Below are 19270 nucleotides of genomic sequence, written 5' to 3'. Positions count from 1 at the left end.
CCGTTTCCTCACGGGCTCTGGGAGCTGCTTGAAGGCTCGATGAAAACCCGTCAGCCCGTCGGGGACCCTCAGCCCTTGGCGACCGAGACCGAGTTGATCACGACATCGTCCTTGGGCCGGCCGTCGCCCGAGCCGTCCGCGGTGCCGTTGGCGCCGATCCGCTGGACCAGCTTCAGACCGTCGGCGGTCATCGTGCCGAAGGGCGTGTAGCTCGGCGGCAGCGGGCTGTCCTGGTAGACGAGGAAGAACTGGGAGCCGCCGGTGTGGGCCTGCCCGGTGTTCGCCATCGCGACGGTGCCGGCCGGGTAGGTCCCCTTGGCGATCCTCGTGTCGGTGAGGTTCTCGTCCGGCAGGGTGTAGCCGGGGCCGCCGCTCCCCGTGCCGGTCGGGTCGCCGCACTGCAGGACGTAGATGCCGCTGGTGGTGAGCCGGTGGCAGCGGGTGTGGTCGAAGTACTGCTGCTGGGCCAGGAACACGAAGCTGTTGACGGTCTGCGGCGCGCCCTTGGCGTCCAGTCGGATCGGGACGTCGCCGCAGGACGTGTGCAGTGTCCCGGCGTAGGCGGCGGAGGTGTCGATGGTGAGGGCGGGCGCCTTGCTCCACTGCCTGCCGTTCGGGGACCCGGAACTGACGTTCCCGCAGAAGGACTGGGCCGACCCGGAGTTCGCACCGGGGTGGGACGACTCGCTCGCCAGCACGCCGCCGATGATGGCGCCGATGACGAGCACCAGGAACACGACCGCGGCGATCGCCTTGTTGCGCTGCGCCCGCTTGCGCCGCGCCTGCTGCGTCCGCAACGCCTCCACCCGCGCGCGGCGGGCGTCTCCCCGGTCCTGGCTCACCTGTCGCCGTCCCTTCCTGTCTGGGTACCGGGACAGTTCACCCCAGTCGGTCCCCGGTCGCCCGGAGGCGCGGCGTGCGCGGGCCGATCCGCTGCCGCGGAGTCTGCGGCCACAGCGGGTGAAAGCGGTTCGTGATCATGCCTCGCGCGTCCGTAAACTGTGCGTCGTGACCGACATGAACCAGCGCCCCGCGAACGCCGGGGACCACAGCGCCCTCGAGACCCTGCCGACCCAGTACGCCCCGGCGGAGGTAGAAGGTCCGCTGTACGAGCGCTGGATCGAGCGCGGTTACTTCGAGGCCGACGCCAAGAGCGAGAAGCCCGCGTACACCATTGTCATCCCGCCGCCGAACGTCACCGGCTCGCTCCACCTCGGGCACGCCTTCCAGCACACGCTGATGGACGCGCTGACCCGCCGCAAGCGCATGCAGGGCTACGAGTCCCTGTGGCTTCCGGGCATGGACCACGCCGGCATCGCCACCCAGAACAAGGTCGAGCAGCAGCTCGCCGAGGAGGGCAAGTCCCGCCACGACCTGGGCCGCGAGGCCTTCGTCGAGCGCGTGTGGCAGTGGAAGGAGGAGTACGGCGGCAAGATCCTCGGCCAGATGCGGCGCCTCGGCGACGGCGTGGACTGGTCGCGCGAGCGCTTCACCATGGACGAGGGCCTGTCCCGCGCCGTCCAGACCATCTTCAAGAAGCTCTTCGACGACGGCCTGATCTACCGTGCCGAGCGCATCATCAACTGGTGCCCGCGCTGCCTGACCGCGTTGTCCGACATCGAGGTCGAGCACGAGGACCGCGACGGCGAGCTGGTCTCCATCCGCTACGGCGAGGGCGACGAGTCCATCGTCGTCGCCACCACCCGCGCCGAGACGATGCTCGGCGACACCGCCGTGGCCGTCCACCCCGAGGACGAGCGGTACCGGCATCTGGTCGGCAAGCTCATCAAGCTGCCGCTGACGGACCGTCACATCCCGGTGGTGGCCGACGAGCACGTCGATCCGGAGTTCGGCACCGGCGCCGTCAAGGTGACGCCGGCGCACGACCCGAACGACTTCGAGATCGGGCAGCGCCACAACCTGCCCGCGATCACGGTCATGGACGAGCGCGGGATCATCACCGTCCCCGGTCCCTTCGAGGGGCTGGACCGCTTCGAGGCGCGCGACGCGGTCGTGGGCGCGCTGCGCGGCCAGGGGCGCATCGTCGCCGAGAAGCGCCCCTACGTCCACGCCGTCGGCCACTGCTCGCGCTGCAAGACGGTCGTCGAGCCGCGCCTGTCGATGCAGTGGTGGGTCAAGGTCGAGCCGCTGGCCAAGGCCGCGGGCGACGCGGTCCGCGACGGCCGGGTGAAGATCCACCCGGAGGAGATGTCCGGCCGCTACTTCCAGTGGGTCGACAACATGCGCGACTGGTGCATCTCGCGCCAGCTGTGGTGGGGCCACCGGATCCCGGTCTGGTACGGCCCGGACGGCGAGATCGTCTGCGTCGGCCCGGACGAGCAGCCGCCGAGCGGCGAGGGCTGGCGCCAGGACGAGGACGTCCTCGACACCTGGTTCTCCTCGGGCCTGTGGCCCTTCTCAACGCTGGGCTGGCCGGAGCGCACCCCGGACCTGGAGAAGTTCTACCCGACCGACGTCCTGCTGACCGGCCACGACATCATCTTCTTCTGGGTCGCCCGGATGATGATGTTCGGCCTGTACGCGATGGACGGTCAGGTCCCGTTCCACACCATCGCGCTGACCGGCCTGGTCCGCGACGAGCGCGGCAAGAAGATGTCGAAGTCCTTCGGCAACGTGGTGGACCCGCTGGACTGGATGGACAAGTACGGCTCCGACGCCGTCCGGTTCACCCTGGCCAACGGCGCCAACCCGGGCAAGGACGTGCCGATCGGCGAGGACTGGGTCCAGGGCTCGCGGAACTTCACCAACAAGATCTGGAACGCGACCCGCTTCGCCCTGATGAACGGTGCGACGGTGGCGGGGGAGCTGCCGGTCGACGAGCTGAGCGCGGTGGACCGGTGGATCCTGTCCCGGCTCAACTCGGTGGTGACCGAGGTCGACGGCCACTACGACAACTACGAGTTCGCCCGGCTCTCGGACGCGCTGTTCCACTTCGCCTGGGACGAGGTCTTCGACTGGTACGTCGAGCTGTCGAAGTCCACGCTCGCCGAGGGCGGCCGTCCGGCCGAGGTGACCCGCCGGGTCCTCGGCGAAGTGCTGGACGTGACGCTGCGTCTGCTGCACCCGGTGGTGCCCTTCGTGACCGAGGCGCTGTGGACCACGCTGACCGGCGGCGAGTCGGTGGTCGTGGCGGCGTGGCCGAAGGACAGCGGCTTCCGCGACGCGGCGGCGGAGCAGGAGATCTCCCTGCTGCAGCAGGTGGTCACCGAGGTCCGGCGCTTCCGCGCGGACCAGGGCCTGAAGCCGGGTCAGAAGGTGGCCGCGCGGCTGGAGTTGGCCGGCACGCCCCTGGTGGCCCACGAGGCGGCGCTGCGCCTGCTGGCGAAGCTGCAGCCGGAGGGTGACTCCTTCCACGCGACGGCCACGCTTCCCGTCGCGGGCGCGACGGTGGCGCTGGACCTGTCCGGCGCGATCGACGTGGCGGCCGAGCGGAAGCGGCTGAGCAAGGACCTCGCGGCGGCGGAGAAGGAACTGGCGCAGGCCGAGGCCAAGTTGGGCAACGAGGCGTTCGTGGCGAAGGCCGCGCCGCAGGCGGTGGAGAAGATCCGTGGGCGCCTGGCCACGGCGCAGGCGGACATCGCCCGCCTGACCGCCCAGCTGGAGGCTCTTCCGCAGGGCTGAGTCGCATCACCCGGGGGCCGGAGGCCCCGTAAGGGGCGCGAGGAATCCCCCACCCTTCGGGCGGGAGGTGCCCCCAGCGCGAGCAACCCGCCACCCGGGGAGGTTCGACCCGTGCAATGGGGCCGGACCTGCCCGGGTGGCGGGTTGCTCGCGCAGTTCCTCGCGCCCCTGGGCGGCTGCGCCGCCTGGGCGGAGTGGCAACTACAGGGAGTGCACGGCTTCCCGGCGCGGGCTGCCGGAGGCAGCCTGGAGGCTGCGGCCCTTGGTCTCCTCGGCCCAGAAGGCGCAGACGAGCAGGCCGATGGCGGTCACGCCCGCGGCGATCAGCATGGTCGGGCCGGTGCCGAGGTCGGTGAGGGACAGGGGGAGCAGGTAGGTGCCGATCGCGGCGCCCACCCGGCTCACCGACGTGGCGAAGCCGACGGCCGTGGCCCGGATGTGGGTCGGGAAGAGCTCGTTCGGGTAGGTCCAGTCGAGCACGTTGGGCCCGCCGCACAGGAACGCGTACGCGCACAGCGCCACCAGCGCGACCGCCGCCGGGGCGGAGGGCCAGACGCCGAGCAGGGCGAGCGGGACGATCATCAGGGCGAAGGACCACACGATCGTGGGCCGGCGGCCCACCCCGTCGATGGCGCGCAGCGCCGGGTAGCAGCCCAGCAGGAAGACCATGCTGATCAGGCCGGTGCCCAGGGTGTCCATCACGGTGCCGCCGGGCAGCCCGAAGGAACCGAGGATCTGCGGGCCGAAGGTCAGCATCGCGAACAGCGGGCCGACCTGGCACAGGAAGAACAGGCCGCAGAAGAGCGTCCGGGTCCGGTAGGCGGGGGAGAAGAGCACGCGGACGCTGCCCGCGGTCAGCCGCTCGTCGGCGGAGTCCGGCTCGCCGGCCAGGAGTTGATCGGCCGTCACCTTGACGCCCAGGTGTTTGCGGACGACCGCGACGGCCTGGTCCTGGCGGCCGTGCTGGGCCAGCCACAGGGGCGACTCCGGAGAGCCGCGGCGGATCAGCAGGAAGACCACGCACAGGAGCGCGGAACTCGCCAGCATCCAGCGCCAGCTGCCCTCGCCGCCCAGCTGCAGGAAGGCGTAGCCCACGACGTAGGCGAGAACGGAACCCGCGTACCAGGCGACGATCTGCTTGCCGAGCAGCCGGCCGCGGTGCCGGGTGGGCAGCCACTCCGCCAGCAGCGAGGTGGCGATCGGGTAGTCGGCGGCCACGGCCATGCCGAGGACGAAGCGCAGGGCCACGATCAGCCAGACCTGGTCGGCCCAGAAGGAGGCCACCGAGCAGACGATCATGACGAGCAGGTCGGCGGTGTACATCACCTCCCTTCCGATGCGGTCGGTCAGCACCCCGAATACCGCGCCTCCCACGAACATGCCGACCAGCGCGGCGGCTCCGATCAGGCTGACGTCCGCGGTGCTCAGTCCGAGCTGCGGCTGCATGCCGATCAGGGCGACGCCCACGATGCTGAGGATGTAGCCGTCCAGCAGTGGGCCGCCGGAGCAGGCCAGTGCCAGACGCTTGTGGAAGCGGGTATAGGGGGCGGTGTCTATGACGGTGCTCATAGCGGTGGGAAGTTTCCTCACACTCGGGGTCGGGGACGGGTCTGGTGGCCCAGGTATGCCTCCGGTAAGACGGGTGTAGATGGCAGTTAAAGGGACGAAACTACCCTAGGGCCTGCAAATCGCAGGAAAATGCCTGGCTACAGGGTCTGAACGGAACCTCCACAGCTCCGTAGACTTGCGCCGTGAGCGAGAACGAGCTGAGTGCCGTAGCGGCAGAACTGACCGCACGGTGGCCGGAGACCAAGCTGGAGCCGTCCCTGGACCGCATCCGGGCGCTGATGGACATCCTGGGCCAGCCCCAGCGGTCCTACCCGGCCATCCACATCACCGGCACCAACGGCAAGACGAGCACGGCTCGCATGATCGAGCAGCTGCTGCGCACCTTCGAGCTGCGCACCGGCCGCTACACCAGCCCGCACGTGGAGTCGATCACCGAGCGGATCAGCCTGGACGGCGAGCCGATCAGCCCCGAGCTGTTCGTGGAGACCTACCGGGACGTCAAGCCCTATGTGGAGATGGTCGACGCCCAGCAGCCGATCCCGATGTCCTTCTTCGAGATCGTCACGGGCATGGCCTACGCGTGCTTCGCGGACGCCCCGGTGGACGTCGCCGTCGTCGAGGTCGGCATGGGCGGGTCCTGGGACGCGACCAACGTCGTGGACGCGCAGGTCTCGGTGATCACCCCGATCTCGCTCGACCACACGGAGCGGCTCGGCCCGACGACCGGGGCGATCGCCACCGAGAAGTCCGGGATCATCAAGAAGGGCGGCCTGGCCGTCGTCGCCCAGCAGCCGCTGGACGCGGCGGAGGCCATCCTGCGCCGGGCGGTCGAGATCGACGCCACGGTGGCCCGCGAGGGCATGGAGTTCGGCGTGGTCCGCCGCGACGTCGCGGTCGGCGGCCAGATGGTCACCCTCCGGGGCCTGGGCGGCCACGACTACGAGGACGTCTTCCTGCCCCTGCACGGCGCCCACCAGGCTCAGAACGCCGCGCTGGCGCTGGCCGCGGTGGAGGGCTTCTTCGGCGTGGGCACCGCCCACACGGAGCCGCTGGACATCGACAAGGTGCGCGCGGCGTTCTCGGGCGTCAGCTCGCCCGGCCGCCTTGAGGTCGTCCGTCGCAGCCCCACCATCGTGCTGGACGCCGCGCACAACCCGGGCGGAGCCCGGGTGACCGCGGACGCGATCGGCGAGGCCTTCGGCTTCACCCGGCTGGTGGGCGTCGTCGCGCCGAGCGGGGACAAGGACGTCGAGGGCCTCCTGGAGGCGCTGGAGCCCGTCCTCGCGGAGGTGGTGGTCACCCGGAACTCCACCCAACGGTCCCTGGACGTCGACAAGTTGGCAGAGATCGCGGTGGAGGTCTTCGGCGCGGACCGGGTGCAGGTCGAGCCCCGGCTGGACGACGCGATCGACGCGGCGGTGACCCTCGCCGAGGAGGAGGGCGACCTCGGCGGCGCCGGCGTCCTCATCACCGGCTCCATCATCACCGTCGGCGAAGCCCGCACCCTCCTCGGCAAGAATTAGTTGCCTCGCCGGGGGCGCGAGGATCCCCACCCTTCGGGGCGGGAGGTGCCCCCAGCACGACCAGCGCACCACCGACGGAGCTTCGACCCGTACTGCAGGACGACCTCCCCGGGCGGTGGACCGGTCCTGCTGGGGGCGCCTCCCGCCCGAAGGGTGGGGGATCCTCGCGCCCCAAAGGGAAGGTGCAACGTGCTCGCGAGCTAACATCGTCGGGTGCGTACGCTCTGCTCCTCGACCCTGATCAGTGAGGCGATGGTCATCGGCTTCGCCGCGCTCGTCGCGATGAAGCTGTCCCACGTCTCCTCCACCACGCTGTGGACGGTCAGCGGGGTGGCCATGGCGTTGTGCGTCCTCCTCTGCGGCGCCCTCAACCGCCCCGGCGCCGTCGCCGTGGGCTGGGTCATCCAGATCGCGCTCATCGCCTCCGGCGCCGTCGTCGGCATGATGTACGGCCTGGGCGCCGTCTTCGCCGCCCTGTGGTGGGCCTCCGTCCACTACGGCCGCAAGATCGACGCGATCAAGGCCCAGCGCGCCGCCGCCACCGCCTGACGGCCCGTCAGCAGGCTGCAGCGGACCGGTCAGCGGGCCGCTCGCCCGGGCGGGCGCCCTCGGGTGCCCTCTGCGCGCGGACTCCCCGGACTGGTCAGGTAGTCTCGTGCCGATCATCACATCACGTCCCACGCTCATTCCCCGGGAGCCACCCATGCCCCAGCGCACCCTGGTCCTGCTCAAGCCCGACGCCGTCGCCCGCGGACTGGTCGGCGAGATCCTCGGGCGGATCGAGCGCAAGGCCGGGTGGCGCCTCGCGGCCATGGAGCTGCGGACGCTGGACCAGGCGACGCTGGAGCAGCACTACGCCGAGCACGTGGGCAAGCCCTTCTACGAGCCGCTGATGCGCTTCATGTCCTCCGGCCCGTCGGTCGCGCTGATCGTCGAGGGCGAGGAAGTGATCGAAGGCGTTCGCGCGCTGGCCGGGAAGACCAACCCCCTTGAGGCGGGGCCGGGGACGATTCGTGGGGACTTTGCGACGATCACCCGCGAGAACCTGATCCACGCCTCCGACTCGCCCGCCTCCGCGGAGCGTGAGATCAAGATTTTCTTCCCTGCTCACGCCTGATCCCCCACCGAAATCCGCGGAACCGGGATGCCGACACAGGCGTCCCAATCGCCGGATATCCGATCGTCTGCACGGAGAATGAGAGCGGCACTGCCGTCGCTACCATGCCCGAAGTGCCCCGGCGGCGTCGCCCCCCACCCTCGAGCTCGGGAAGGCTCCACACCCACATGGCGAACAACATGTCGTTCATCGGCCGTGACATGGCTGTCGACCTCGGCACCGCCAACACGCTGGTGTACGTCAGGGGCCGAGGGATCGTGCTCAACGAGCCGTCGGTCGTCGCCGTCAACACCAACACCGGCGGCATCCTGGCGGTGGGCGCAGAGGCCAAGAAGATGATCGGCCGCACGCCCGGCAACATCGTCGCCATCCGCCCGCTCAAGGACGGCGTGATCGCCGACTTCGAGATCACCGAGCGGATGCTGCGCTACTTCATCATGAAGATCCACCGGCGCCGCTACCTGGCCCGTCCCCGGGTCGTGGTCTGCGTGCCCAGCGGCATCACCGGCGTCGAGCGCCGGGCCGTGATCGAGGCGTCCGCGCAGGCCGGCGCGCGCCAGGTGCACATCATCGAGGAGCCGATGGCCGCGGCCATCGGCGCCGGCCTGCCGGTGCACGAGCCGACCGGCAACATGGTCGTCGACATCGGCGGCGGCACCACCGAAGTGGCCGTGATCTCGCTCGGCGGCATCGTCGTCGCGCAGTCGCTGCGGGTGGCCGGCGACGAGCTGGACAACTCGATCATCCAGCACATCAAGAAGGAGTACTCGCTGCTGCTGGGTGAGCGCACGGCCGAGCAGATCAAGATGACCATCGGCTCGGCCTACCCGGTGGACGGGGACAACGAGGAGCACTCCGAGATCCGCGGCCGGGACCTGGTGTCCGGTCTGCCCAAGACCGTCGTCATCTCGGCGGCCGAGGTGCGGCAGGCCATCGAGGAGCCGGTCAACAACATCATCGACGCCGTCAAGACCACGCTGGACCAGTGCCCGCCCGAGCTCGCCGGTGACGTGATGGACCGCGGCATCGTTCTCACGGGTGGCGGCGCCCTGCTGCGCGGCCTGGACGAGCGCCTCCGCAAGGAGACCGGCATGCCGGTGCACATCGCCGAGAACCCCCTGGACTCGGTGGCCGTGGGCGCGGGCAAGTGCGTCGAGGAGTTCGAGGCGCTGCAGCAGGTGCTGGACGCGCAGCCGCGCCGCTGACCCCCGACGGGTCCGCGGTGCAAGCAATGTGACGAACCACCAGTGAAGGGTCCGTTCGAGGATCGTGAGGGACACCCGAGAAAGTCGACTCCTGCTGGTCCTGCTGGTGGCCATCGCCTTCGCGCTGATCACCGTCGACATCCGCGGCGGTGACGACTCACCGCTCAACGGCCCGCGCGACGCGGCGGCGGCGGTGTTCGGCCCGGTGGAGAGCGGCCTGTCCGGCGCGGTCACCCCCGTCTCCGACGCGATGCACGCGCTGCGCACCTCCGGCAGCGACGGCGACCGCATCCGTGCGCTGGAGCAGCAGAACACCGCGCTCAGGCAGCAGTTGTCCAGTTCCGACCTGGTCCGCTCGCGCGACGGGCAGCTCGCCCAGCTGCTCGGCGCGGCCGGAGCGGGCCAGTACACCATCAAGGCCGCGCAGGTCGTGGCCATGGGCTCGGCCCAGGGCTTCTCCTGGACCGTCACCGTGGACATCGGCAGCGCCGACGGCATCACCCGCGACATGACCGTCATCAACGGGCAGGGCCTGGTCGGCCGGGTCACCACGGTCGCCGCGCACACCGCCACCGTGCTGCTCGCCGTCGACCCCCGGTTCACCGTCGGCACCCGGATGGAGGGCAGCGGCCAGGTCGGCTTCGCCACCGGCCAGGGCGACTCGCCGCTGCGGGTCGAACTCCTCGACGGCCAGGCCGCGGTGAAGCCCGGGGACCGGCTGGTCACCTTCGGCTCGCAGAACTCCAAGCCCTTCGTGCCGGGCGTGCCGGTGGGCAAGGTGGTCTCCGTCGAGAACACCCCGGGCCAGCTCACCAAGACCGTGCTGGTGCAGCCCTTCGTCAGCTTCACCAAGCTCGACCTGGTCGGCATCGTGGTGCAGCCGCCGCGTACCGACCCGCGCTACGCGGTGCTGCCGCCCAAGCCCGCGCCGACGCCGACCGCGCAGGCCCAGGCGAAGCCCGCCGCCACGCCGAAGGCGACGCCGACGGCCCGTCAGAAGGGGCACTGAGATGGGAAGTCCGCGTCTGCTGCAGGCACTGCTGCTGAGCGCCGTGCTGGTGGTCGTCGCCCTGGTGGTCCAGGTCAGCATCCTGGCCCGGCTCGGCCTGCCCGGGGCCGCCCCGGACCTGCTGCTGCTCGTCGTCCTCGGTCTGGCCCTGGTCTGGGGGCACACCGCAGGAGCCCTGGTCGGCTTCGGGGCCGGACTGCTCGCCGACCTGGCCCCGCCCTCCGACCACGCCGTCGGCCGCTACGCCCTGGTGCTCTGCCTGGTCGGCTACGTCGCCGGGCTGCTGCGTCCGGAGAGCGGCCAACTGCGGTCCGTGCTGACCCCGTTGGTCGTCGTCGCGGTCGCGGCCGTCGGCGCCACCGTGCTCTACGCGGCCGTCGGGGCCCTGGTCGGCGACACCGCCGCCCGGCACGTCGGCATCGTCGGACTGATCGTCTCGGCGCTCGTCTACGACCTGCTGCTGGCGCCCTTCGTGGTGCCCGGCGTGATGGCGCTGGCCCGGCGCTGCCTCGGCGAACAGGTCAGCAGCGGCGGTTCGAGCCTGAGCGGCGGAGCCGCGCCGAGATCGCGCAAGGGCCTGCTCAACCGCCGCGGCTCCCTGTTCGGGGTGTCCGGCAGCCGCACCGGCGGCGAGGCGGGGCTGGGCACACTTCCCGGTTTCGGCAGCAAGAAGACGGCGGGCCGGTCCTGACGGACCGGCAGATCCTGGGAGAGGGTCGTCAGTGAGCAACATCCCGGAGACCGGACGCACCAAGAAGGTCACCGCCCGTCTGGTCATCCTGCAGGTCGTGGTCATGTCGCTGCTGGCCACCCTCGGCGGCCGGCTCTGGTACCTGCAGATCCGCGACGGCAAGCAGTACGTGCAGGAGGCCTCCTCCAACCACATCCGCACCGTCGTCGTCCCCGCCGTGCGCGGCCAGATACTGGACGCCAACGGCGTCCCGCTCGCCGACAACGCCTCCAAGCTCGTCGTCAAGGTCAGCCGCACCTCGCTGATGCAGCAGGCCGACGGCGGCACCGCCGTGCTCACCCGGCTGGCCTCGGTGCTGGGCATGAGCTACCAGGAGATCCACGACAAGGTCCGGCTCTGCGACGCCAAGACCCCGCAGCCCTGCTGGAACGGCTCGCCGTACCAGCCCATCCCGGTCACCGACAAGGCCACCACCCAGCAGGCCATGCAGATCATGGAGCGGCAGGAGGACTTCCCCGGCGTCACCGCCGCCGTCGAGGCCGTCCGCCGCTACCCGGCCCCCGACAAGGCCAACGCCGCCCAGGTGCTCGGCTACCTCTCCCCGGTCACCCAGGACGAGATCGACGCCTCCAAGAACAAGAGCGGCCAGGCGTCCCTCTCCGGCTCGGACCAGATCGGCCGCAGCGGCCTGGAGTCCGTCTACGACACCCAGTTGCGTGGCGTCAACGGCACCACGGACCTCGAGGTGGACAACCTCGGCCGGGTCATCGGCAACGCGGGCGGCCGGGCCGCCGTCCCCGGCGACACCGTGGTCACCAGCATCGACGCCCGGATCCAGGCCATCGCCGAACAGCAGCTCCAGCAGGCGATGCTGACGCTGCGCAAGACCTACGACACCGTCACCCACGAGAACTTCAAGGCCGACTCCGGCGCGGTGGTGGTGATGGACGTGCACACCGGCCGGATCATCGCCATGGCCTCCGCGCCGACCTACGACCCCAACGTGTGGACCGGCGGCATCTCCAGCAAGGAGTACCAGGCGCTCACCAGCGCCCGGTCTGACTACCCGCTGCTGAACCGGGCCATCCAGGGCCAGAGCGCCCCCGGTTCGACCTTCAAGGTCGTGTCCACCACCGCCGCGCTCAACGCCGGCTACTCCTACGACACGACCTTCCCCTGCACCTCGTCGATGACCATCGGCGGCCGGGTCTTCAAGAACTTCGAGGGCGAGAACTTCGGCGCCATCAACCTGTCCCGGGCTCTTGAGGTCTCCTGCGACACCGTCTTCTACAACATCGCCTACCAGCAGTGGCTCAAGGACGGCGGCACCAAGCCGAAGAACCCGAAGGACTACCTGTTCCGGACCGCCCACCAGTTCGGCCTCGGCGCGAAGACCGGCATCGACCTCCCCGGCGAGGTCAAGGGCCGGGTGCCGGACCGGCAGTGGCACGTCGACTACTGGAACGCCATGCAGGGCATCTGGTGCAAGCAGGCCGCCAGCGGCAAGCACGACTACGAGACCGAGGTCGCCCGCGAGGACTGCGCCGACTTCAAGACCCTGCGCGCCGGTGACGAGGTCAACTACGCCATCGGCCAGGGCGACACGCTGGTGACGCCCATTCAGATGGCGCGTGTCTACTCGGCCCTGGCCAACGGCGGCACCCTCTACCAGCCGCAGGTCGCCAAGGCCGTGGTCAGCCCCGGCGGCAAGGTCGTCCAGGACCTCAGGCCGATCGTCCAGGGCAAGCTGCCGACCACGCAGAAGATGATCCAGTACATCGACAACGCCACCGCCGGCGTCATCACCAGCGGTACCGCCGCCTGGAAGTTCCAGGGCTGGCCGCAGGACAAGATCACCCTGCACGCCAAGACCGGTACCGCTGAGGTCGTCGGCAAGCAGACCACCTCGTGGTTCGACACCTACACCAAGGACTACGCCATCGTCATGACGATCAGTCAGGGTGGCACCGGCTCCGGCGGTTCCGGTCCGGCCGTGCGCAACATCTACAACGCCCTCTACGGCATCCAGCCCAACGGCTCGATCGACCCCAAGAAGGCGCTGCTGCCCACGCCGCAGAAGCAGCTGCCCACGTTCCACGCGGACGGCACCGTCACCCAGCCGGCGAGCTGGACCGCCGCGCAGTACGCCAACCCCGGCCAGGGCGGCGCGGGCACCCTCGGCACCCCCGCCGAGCTGTACGCCCTGGCCCCCGAGCGGAGGAGCGCCGGATGGCAGGCCTGAGCAGCAGCACCTGGCGGGCCCCCCGCTACACCCCCCGACGCGGCGCGATGGGACGGCTGTTCGAACGCGAGTCGCCGCTGCGCGGGCTCGACTGGCCGATGGTGCTGGCCGCCCTCGCCCTGTCCGGCATCGGCTCCCTGCTGGTGTGGTCCGCCACCCGCAGCCGCACCCAGATCAACCACGGCGACTCGACGTACTTCCTGGTGCGCCACCTGATGAACCTGGGCATCGGCCTCGGCCTGTGCACGGCCGTCGTCGTGCTGGGCCACCACCGGCTGCGCACCGCGGTGCCGTTCATCTACGGTCTGGCCGTGCTCGGCGTCCTGGCGGTGCTGAGCCCGCTGGGATCGACGGTCAACGGGGCGCACTCCTGGATCGTGCTCGGCGGCGGCTTCTCGCTGCAGCCCTCCGAGTTCGTCAAGATCGCGGTCATCCTGGTGGGCGCGACGATCCTCTCCGCCCGTGTGGACGCGGGGGAGGTGACCCAGCCGGACGGACGGTCCATCCTCCAGGCGCTCGGGCTCTCGGCGGTGCCGATCGGCGTCATCATGCTGATGCCGGACCTCGGCTCGACGATGGTCATCGTCGTGATCATCCTCGGGGTGCTGACCGCGGCGGGCGTCCCCGCGAAGTGGCTCGGCGGGCTGGCCGTGGTCGGCGCGGTCGGCGTCTTCGCGGTGATCCAGCTGCACCTGCTCAAGCAGTACCAGGTGGCCCGCTTCGCCGCGTTCGCCAACCCGGCCCTGGACCCCGCGGGCGTCGGCTACAACACCGCGCAGGCGCGTATCGCCATCGGCTCGGGCGGGCTGATGGGCAAGGGCCTGTTCCACGGCACGCAGACCACCGGGCAGTTCGTGCCCGAGCAGCAGACCGACTTCGTCTTCACCGTCGCGGGGGAGGAACTCGGCTTCGTGGGAGCCGGGTTGATCCTGGTGCTGCTGGGCGTGGTGCTCTGGCGCGCGTGCCGGATCGCCCGACAGGCCAGCGACCTGTACAGCACGGTGGTCGCGGCGGGCGTGGCGTCGTGGTTCGCGTTCCAGGCGTTCGAGAACATCGGCATGACGCTCGGCATCATGCCGGTGGCCGGCATCCCGCTGCCCTTCGTCTCCTACGGCGGCTCGTCGATGTTCGCCATCTGGATGGGCATCGGGCTGCTGCAGTCGGTCCGGATGCAGCGCACCCTGTGAGCTGACGCCGTCCGCGGGACAGGGCCGAGGCCGGAGCGGCACCTCGTCGCGGCCTCGGGTCCTCGGGAGCACGGTAGGCTGAAGAGTCACCCGCGTGGCCCTCGTGCCGAGTTTCCCGCCCGAACCGAAAGCCTCCTCCTTATGCCTGTCGAGTCGGTCTTCCCGCGCCTGGAGGCCCTCCTCCCGCACGTCCAGAAGCCGATCCAGTACGTCGGTGGCGAGCTCAACTCCACCGTCAAGGACTGGGACTCCTGCGACGTCCGCTGGGCGCTGATGTACCCGGACGCCTACGAGGTCGGTCTGCCGAACCAGGGCGTCATGATCCTCTACGAGGTGCTGAACGAGCGCGAGGGCGTCCTCGCCGAGCGCACCTACAGCGTCTGGCCGGACCTCGAGGCGCTGATGCGCGAGCACGGCGTCCCGCAGTTCACCGTCGACGCGCACCGCCCGGTCAAGGCCTTCGACGTGTTCGGGCTGAGCTTCTCCACCGAGCTCGGGTACACCAACATGCTTGCCGCGCTGGACCTCGCGGGCATCCCGCTGGAGGCGAAGGACCGCACCCTGGACGACCCGATCGTCCTGGCCGGCGGCCACGCCGCCTTCAACCCGGAGCCGATCGCGGACTTCATCGACGCCGCGGTCATCGGCGACGGCGAGCAGGCCGTGCTCGACATGACGGAGATCATCCGGGCCTGGAAGGCCGAGGGCCGCCCGGGCGGCCGCGACGAGGTGCTGCTGCGGCTGGCGAAGACCGGCGGCGTCTACATCCCGCGCTTCTACGACGTCGAGTACCTCCCCGACGGCCGCATCGCGCGCGTCGTGCCGAACCGGGCCGGAGTGCCGTGGCGGGTGTCCAAGCACACCGTCATGGACCTGGACGAGTGGCCCTACCCGAAGCAGCCGCTGGTCCCGCTCGCGGAGACCGTGCACGAGCGGATGTCCGTGGAGATCTTCCGCGGCTGCACCCGCGGCTGCCGCTTCTGCCAGGCGGGCATGATCACCCGTCCGGTGCGCGAGCGCTCGATCACCGGCATCGGCGAGATGGTCGACCGCGGCCTCAAGGCCACCGGCTTCGAGGAGGTCGGGCTGCTGTCCCTGTCCTCAGCGGACCACTCGGAGATCGGCGACATCGCCAAGGGCCTGGCGGACCGGTACCAGGAGGACAAGGTCGGCCTCTCCCTGCCGTCCACCCGCGTCGACGCCTTCAACATCGACCTGGCCAACGAGCTGAGCCGCAACGGCCGCCGCTCCGGCCTGACCTTCGCGCCCGAGGGCGGCAGCGAGCGGCTGCGCAAGGTCATCAACAAGATGGTCTCCGAGGAGGACCTGATCCGGACCGTCGCCACCGCGTACGGCAACGGCTGGCGTCAGGTGAAGCTGTACTTCATGGCCGGCCTGCCGACCGAGACCGACGAGGACGTGCTGCAGATCGCCGAGATGGCGAAGAACGTCATCGCCAAGGGCCGCGAGGTGACCGGCTCCAACGACATCCGCTGCACGGTCTCCATCGGCGGCTTCGTGCCCAAGCCGCACACGCCCTTCCAGTGGGCCCCGCAGCTGGGTGTCGAGGAGACGGACGCCCGACTGATCAAGCTGCGCGACGCGATCCGCGACGACAAGCGGTACGGCCGCAACATCGGCTACCGCTACCACGACGGCAAGCCCGGCATCATCGAGGGCCTGCTCTCCCGCGGCGACCGCCGCGTCGGCGCCGTCATCCGCGCCGTCTACGAGGACGGCGGCCGCTTCGACGGCTGGCGCGAGCACTTCTCCTACGACCGCTGGATGCGCTCCGCCGAGAAGGCCCTGGCGGGCACGGGAGTCGACGTCGACTGGTACACCACTCGGGAGCGCCAGTACGAGGAGGTCCTGCCCTGGGACCACCTGGACTCCGGCCTGGACAAGGACTGGCTCTGGGAGGACTGGCAGGACGCCCTCGAGGAGGTCGAGGTCGACGACTGCCGCTGGACGCCGTGCTTCGACTGCGGGGTGTGTCCGCAGATGGACACCCACATCCAGGTCGGCCCGACCGGGAAGAAGCTGCTGCCGCTGACCGTGGTCGGTTCGGGCCGGCAGAAGTAACGGCGCTCAACTCCCGCAGCCGGTTCGGGGGTTGGGATAGGTTGCCGGTCATGAGCGATCTTGGACCGGTCACCTGGCCGCCGGAGCCGATACGGACCGAACGACTGGTGCTGCGCGCGTCGGAGGCGCGGGACCGCGCGGCGTTCGTCGAGTTGTTCGCCTCGCCGGAGGTGGGCACGTACGTGGGCGGCGCGCGGCCGCGGGAGGAGCTCGAGCGGGCGGTGCCCGAAGTACCGGGGCGCAGCCCGGGGTTGTTCGTCGTCGAGTGCGCGGGGGAGATGATCGGTATGGTCACGCTCGACCGGCGCGGCGCCGAACGGCCGGGGCACGTGCGTCCCGAGGCCGGGGAGGTCGAGCTCGGCTACCTGTTCCTGCCGCAGGCGTGGGGGCACGGCTATGCCGTCGAAGCCTCCGCTGCGGCGCTCGACTGGCTCGCCGGGGTGCTGCCGGGGGAGCCGGTGGTGCTCACCACCCGGACCGCCAACCGGAGTTCGATGCGTGTCGCGGCGAAGCTGGGGTTCACCGAAGTGGAGCGGTTCGAGGAGTACGGGGCCGAGCAGTGGTTCGGCGTGCGGTGCGCGCAGGCCGCGGCCGGCTGAGGGCCTTTCCGGCACAGGCGCTGCCCGGGACCTCCCTCGGCGGGAGAACCCGGGCACCGGGCTGCGGCGGAGGCGGGCCTACTTGCTGATGGCGAAGCGCATCAGCGCGTGCTCGTCCCCCTGCTTGATCTTGCCGGTCACGTTGATCACTTCGAGCTTCCAACTGCCGCCCACGCGCACGGCCTTGGCGACCGCACAGCCGTTGTCCTGGCTGAGCAGGCTCGGCCAGATGTCGGCGACCTGCTGGGTGCTGCCGCCGGTCGCGTCGTAGACCTTGAAGCTGATGTTGCGCGCCTTCTGGAAGGAACTGCCCTTCTTGTAGGCGGCGGCGACGAAGACGATCGAGGTGATGTTCGGGGGGATCCGGGCGAACTCGACGGTGACCGTCTCGTCGTCGCCGTCCCCGCGCCCGGTCTGGTTGTCGCCGCTGTGGACCAAGGAACCGTTGCCCATCGGGTCCCGGGAGTCGAGGCCGGCGAGGCGGACCGGGTCGCCCCCCTGCATCGCGATGGCGATCAGGTCCAGGTCGGTGCCGGTGGTGCGGCGGAGCTTGCCCAGAACGCCGCCGCTGCTCCCGGAGGTGGGGTCCCAGGACACGCCGATGGACAGGTGCGTCACGCCGTCCAGGTCGGCCGGTCCGTCTTCCTTGGTGAGCGTCATCATGGCTGGATCATCCATGCCCACCGGTCGGCAGCGGAACGGGGTCGGCGCGGCGGTTGCCGATTCGTGACAAGCGCCCGGGCTTCCGGCCGCCGCCCGCCCCTACTCGCGGACCAGGCAGAAGGGGTGGCCCGCCGGGTCGGCGTAGACCCGCCAGGACTTGGCGCCGTCCCAGTCCTCCAGCAGTTCGGCCCCCAGGGACAGCACCTGCTCGTGGGCCTTGGCGATGTCGCCGACCCCGATGTCGATGTGGCCCTGCTGCCCGCGCTCCTGGGAGGGCCAGGTCGGGGCGACGAAGCCGGGGACTCGCTGGAAGGAGATCGGGGTGCCCGACTCGGGCTTCAGCGTCACCCAGCCGTCGTCCGAATCCTGGATCTCGTCGTCCTCCTCGATCTCGCCGCCGACCAGCTGCTGGTAGAAGCGGGCCAGGGCGAGCGGATCCGGGCAGTCGAGGGCGTAGGTCTGGACACGGCCGATCATCGGTGCTCCTTCGAACCGGTGGCGTCGGGCGGCGGGTGCGCACGGCCCGTCAACGGCCCGCGTACCCTTGTAGACGCAGGAATACCCCTACGTCTGAAGGACTGAGCGCACTGGCACGCCGCACGCCCGACGGTCCGCCGCCCGCACCGGTGGTTCAGCGCATCCGTCTGCGCTACACCAAGCGCGGCCGGCTGCGTTTCACCAGCCACCGCGACTTCCAGCGGGCCCTGGAGCGGGCCCTGCGCCGTTCCGCCGTACCCATGGCGTACTCCGCGGGGTTCACCCCGCACCCCAGGATCAGCTTCATGAACGCCGCCTCCACCGGCGCCGCCAGCGAGGCCGAGTACGTCGAGCTCGCGCTCGCGGAGCACCGCGACCCGGAGCTGCTGCGCAAGCAGCTGGACGAGTCCCTGCCGCCGGGTCTGGACGTCATCGAGGCGGTCGAGGCCACCGGCAAGGACTTCATGGAGCGCCTGCAGGCGTCGGTGTGGGAGCTGCGCCTGGACGGCGTCGAGCCGGAGACCGCGCGATCCGCGGTGTCCGCGTTTCTCGCCGCCGAGTCGGTCGAGGTGCAGCGGCAGACCAAGAACGGACTGCGCACCTTCGACGCCCGCGGCGCCGTCGTGGCCCTCGACGTGGTGGACACGTCCGAGGTCACCACCGGTGCCGATATCGCTGCAGGCGGTGCCTGTGCGATACTGCGCCTGGTTGTTCGGCACGCCACACCCGCCGTCCGACCCGACGACGTCCTCTCCGGTCTTCGTGCGACGGCCGACCTCGCGCTGCCGGTCCCCGCTGGGGTGACCAGGCTGGCGCAGGGGCTGCTCGACGAGGAGACCGGGGCGGTGACCGACCCGTTCGCGCCCGACCGCGGCGCGGTACCGGCCCTCCTGACGGAGCAGGCCGAGCCGCAGCAGACGTAGGGCCGCAAGCAAGGCGCGTCGTCGGTGCCCGTCCGAGGTCCTGGGAGCCATCCGGGGCCGGTGTGGGCGCACCACCAGAAGACTTCGGCGCTCCCGCGCACCGCGGGACGCCATACGACATAACGCGAGCCCCCGTGCGGCGCCCGCCTCACCGGCGCGGCGCCCGGGGGCGTGACGGGAGAACCGCCCGCATGCTCGGTAACAACGAGATCAACGAAAACGAGAACAACGAACCCCAGGCCGCGGTCGGCGCGTCCGCGCCGGAGCCGGCGGCCCCCAAGGCCGCGCCGCGCCGCCGACGCGCCGCGAGCCGCCCCGCAGGCCCTCCGGCGCCGGGCTCC

General features: G+C 70.7%; 16 protein-coding genes. 12 read left to right on the top strand and 4 right to left on the bottom strand.

Annotated elements, in window-relative coordinates; genetic code table 11:
• Nucleotides 1-68: 68 nt before the first annotated feature.
• A complete protein-coding gene (locus tag ACFP3V_RS19075; RefSeq protein ID WP_380584989.1) occupies nucleotides 69-842 on the bottom strand; it encodes a peptidylprolyl isomerase in 774 nt (257 codons plus the stop codon).
• A 175-nt stretch (nucleotides 843-1017) separates the two neighbouring features.
• Here ACFP3V_RS19075 and ACFP3V_RS19070 point away from each other — a divergent pair, with 175 nt between their 5' ends.
• Complete coding sequence (locus ACFP3V_RS19070; RefSeq protein WP_380585045.1) at nucleotides 1018-3642, top strand: valine--tRNA ligase; 2625 nt, start codon at nucleotides 1018-1020, stop codon at nucleotides 3640-3642.
• A gap of 201 nt (nucleotides 3643-3843) precedes the next feature.
• On the opposite strand, the gene ACFP3V_RS19065 is transcribed toward ACFP3V_RS19070, so the two are convergent.
• Nucleotides 3844-5211, bottom strand: coding sequence for an MFS transporter (locus tag ACFP3V_RS19065; RefSeq protein WP_380584988.1), 1368 nt, complete (start codon nucleotides 5209-5211; stop codon nucleotides 3844-3846).
• 182 nt (nucleotides 5212-5393) lie between these two features.
• Between ACFP3V_RS19065 and folC the strand changes: the two genes are divergently transcribed.
• From folC to ACFP3V_RS19015, 10 genes are all read left to right on the top strand, one after another.
• Nucleotides 5394-6734 (top strand): bifunctional tetrahydrofolate synthase/dihydrofolate synthase, encoded by a 1341-nt coding sequence (gene folC, locus ACFP3V_RS19060; protein ID WP_380584986.1) that lies wholly within the window; start codon nucleotides 5394-5396, stop codon nucleotides 6732-6734.
• A 213-nt stretch (nucleotides 6735-6947) separates the two neighbouring features.
• Nucleotides 6948-7283, top strand: a complete 336-nt coding sequence (locus tag ACFP3V_RS19055) for a DUF4233 domain-containing protein (RefSeq protein ID WP_380584984.1) — start codon at nucleotides 6948-6950, stop codon at nucleotides 7281-7283.
• 154 nt (nucleotides 7284-7437) lie between these two features.
• Nucleotides 7438-7851, top strand: coding sequence for a nucleoside-diphosphate kinase (gene ndk / locus ACFP3V_RS19050; RefSeq protein WP_380584982.1), 414 nt, complete (start codon nucleotides 7438-7440; stop codon nucleotides 7849-7851).
• A 179-nt stretch (nucleotides 7852-8030) separates the two neighbouring features.
• Nucleotides 8031-9056, top strand: a complete 1026-nt coding sequence (locus ACFP3V_RS19045; protein WP_380585043.1) for a rod shape-determining protein — start codon at nucleotides 8031-8033, stop codon at nucleotides 9054-9056.
• 64 nt (nucleotides 9057-9120) lie between these two features.
• Nucleotides 9121-10065, top strand: a complete 945-nt coding sequence (gene mreC, locus ACFP3V_RS19040; RefSeq protein WP_380584980.1) for a rod shape-determining protein MreC — start codon at nucleotides 9121-9123, stop codon at nucleotides 10063-10065.
• A gap of 1 nt (nucleotide 10066) precedes the next feature.
• Nucleotides 10067-10756 carry a rod shape-determining protein MreD gene (gene mreD / locus ACFP3V_RS19035; protein ID WP_380584979.1) on the top strand — a complete coding sequence of 230 codons (690 nt, stop codon included), beginning with the start codon at nucleotides 10067-10069 and terminating at the stop codon, nucleotides 10754-10756.
• Nucleotides 10757-10787: 31 nt separating this feature from the next.
• Nucleotides 10788-12998: a penicillin-binding protein 2 gene (gene mrdA / locus ACFP3V_RS19030; protein WP_380584977.1), complete on the top strand. Its 2211-nt coding sequence runs from the start codon at nucleotides 10788-10790 to the stop codon at nucleotides 12996-12998.
• Entirely contained in the window at nucleotides 12986-14185 is a 1200-nt protein-coding gene (rodA, locus tag ACFP3V_RS19025) for a rod shape-determining protein RodA (RefSeq protein WP_380584975.1), read from the top strand. The genes mrdA and rodA overlap by 13 nt, the downstream gene beginning before the upstream one ends.
• A 141-nt stretch (nucleotides 14186-14326) precedes the next feature.
• Nucleotides 14327-16267 (top strand): TIGR03960 family B12-binding radical SAM protein, encoded by a 1941-nt coding sequence (locus ACFP3V_RS19020; RefSeq protein WP_380584973.1) that lies wholly within the window; start codon nucleotides 14327-14329, stop codon nucleotides 16265-16267.
• Nucleotides 16268-16317: 50 nt separating this feature from the next.
• Nucleotides 16318-16866, top strand: a complete 549-nt coding sequence (locus ACFP3V_RS19015) for a GNAT family N-acetyltransferase (protein WP_380584971.1) — start codon at nucleotides 16318-16320, stop codon at nucleotides 16864-16866.
• 78 nt (nucleotides 16867-16944) lie between these two features.
• Here ACFP3V_RS19015 and ACFP3V_RS19010 read toward each other — a convergent pair whose 3' ends face one another.
• Both ACFP3V_RS19010 and ACFP3V_RS19005 read right to left on the bottom strand, forming a co-directional pair.
• Nucleotides 16945-17529 (bottom strand): TerD family protein, encoded by a 585-nt coding sequence (locus tag ACFP3V_RS19010; protein ID WP_380584969.1) that lies wholly within the window; start codon nucleotides 17527-17529, stop codon nucleotides 16945-16947.
• A gap of 99 nt (nucleotides 17530-17628) precedes the next feature.
• A complete protein-coding gene (locus tag ACFP3V_RS19005) occupies nucleotides 17629-18006 on the bottom strand; it encodes a VOC family protein (protein ID WP_380584967.1) in 378 nt (125 codons plus the stop codon).
• 149 nt (nucleotides 18007-18155) lie between these two features.
• On the opposite strand from ACFP3V_RS19005, the gene ACFP3V_RS19000 reads away from it, so the two are divergent.
• Entirely contained in the window at nucleotides 18156-18929 is a 774-nt protein-coding gene (locus ACFP3V_RS19000) for a TIGR03936 family radical SAM-associated protein (protein ID WP_380584965.1), read from the top strand.
• Nucleotides 18930-19270: the final 341 nt, after the last annotated feature.

Origin of the sequence: Streptacidiphilus monticola (assembly GCF_042658505.1) — a bacterium.
GTDB lineage: Bacteria > Actinomycetota > Actinomycetes > Streptomycetales > Streptomycetaceae > Streptacidiphilus > Streptacidiphilus monticola.
This window is presented reverse-complemented; position numbering and strand designations above follow the sequence as displayed.

Bases quoted from the DNA above. Each gene is read 5' to 3' on its own strand.
- ACFP3V_RS19005 (WP_380584967.1), bottom strand. From the start codon at position 18,006: ATGATCGGCCGTGTCCAGACCTACGCCCTCGACTGCCCGGATCCGCTC.
- ndk (WP_380584982.1), top strand. From the start codon at position 7,438: ATGCCCCAGCGCACCCTGGTCCTGCTCAAGCCCGACGCCGTCGCCCGC.
- ACFP3V_RS19070 (WP_380585045.1), top strand. From the start codon at position 1,018: ATGAACCAGCGCCCCGCGAACGCCGGGGACCACAGCGCCCTCGAGACC.
- ACFP3V_RS19065 (WP_380584988.1), bottom strand. From the start codon at position 5,211: ATGAGCACCGTCATAGACACCGCCCCCTATACCCGCTTCCACAAGCGT.
- ACFP3V_RS19020 (WP_380584973.1), top strand. From the start codon at position 14,327: ATGCCTGTCGAGTCGGTCTTCCCGCGCCTGGAGGCCCTCCTCCCGCAC.
- rodA (WP_380584975.1), top strand. From the start codon at position 12,986: ATGGCAGGCCTGAGCAGCAGCACCTGGCGGGCCCCCCGCTACACCCCC.
- mreD (WP_380584979.1), top strand. From the start codon at position 10,067: ATGGGAAGTCCGCGTCTGCTGCAGGCACTGCTGCTGAGCGCCGTGCTG.
- ACFP3V_RS19015 (WP_380584971.1), top strand. From the start codon at position 16,318: ATGAGCGATCTTGGACCGGTCACCTGGCCGCCGGAGCCGATACGGACC.
- ACFP3V_RS19010 (WP_380584969.1), bottom strand. From the start codon at position 17,529: ATGATGACGCTCACCAAGGAAGACGGACCGGCCGACCTGGACGGCGTG.
- ACFP3V_RS19045 (WP_380585043.1), top strand. From the start codon at position 8,031: ATGTCGTTCATCGGCCGTGACATGGCTGTCGACCTCGGCACCGCCAAC.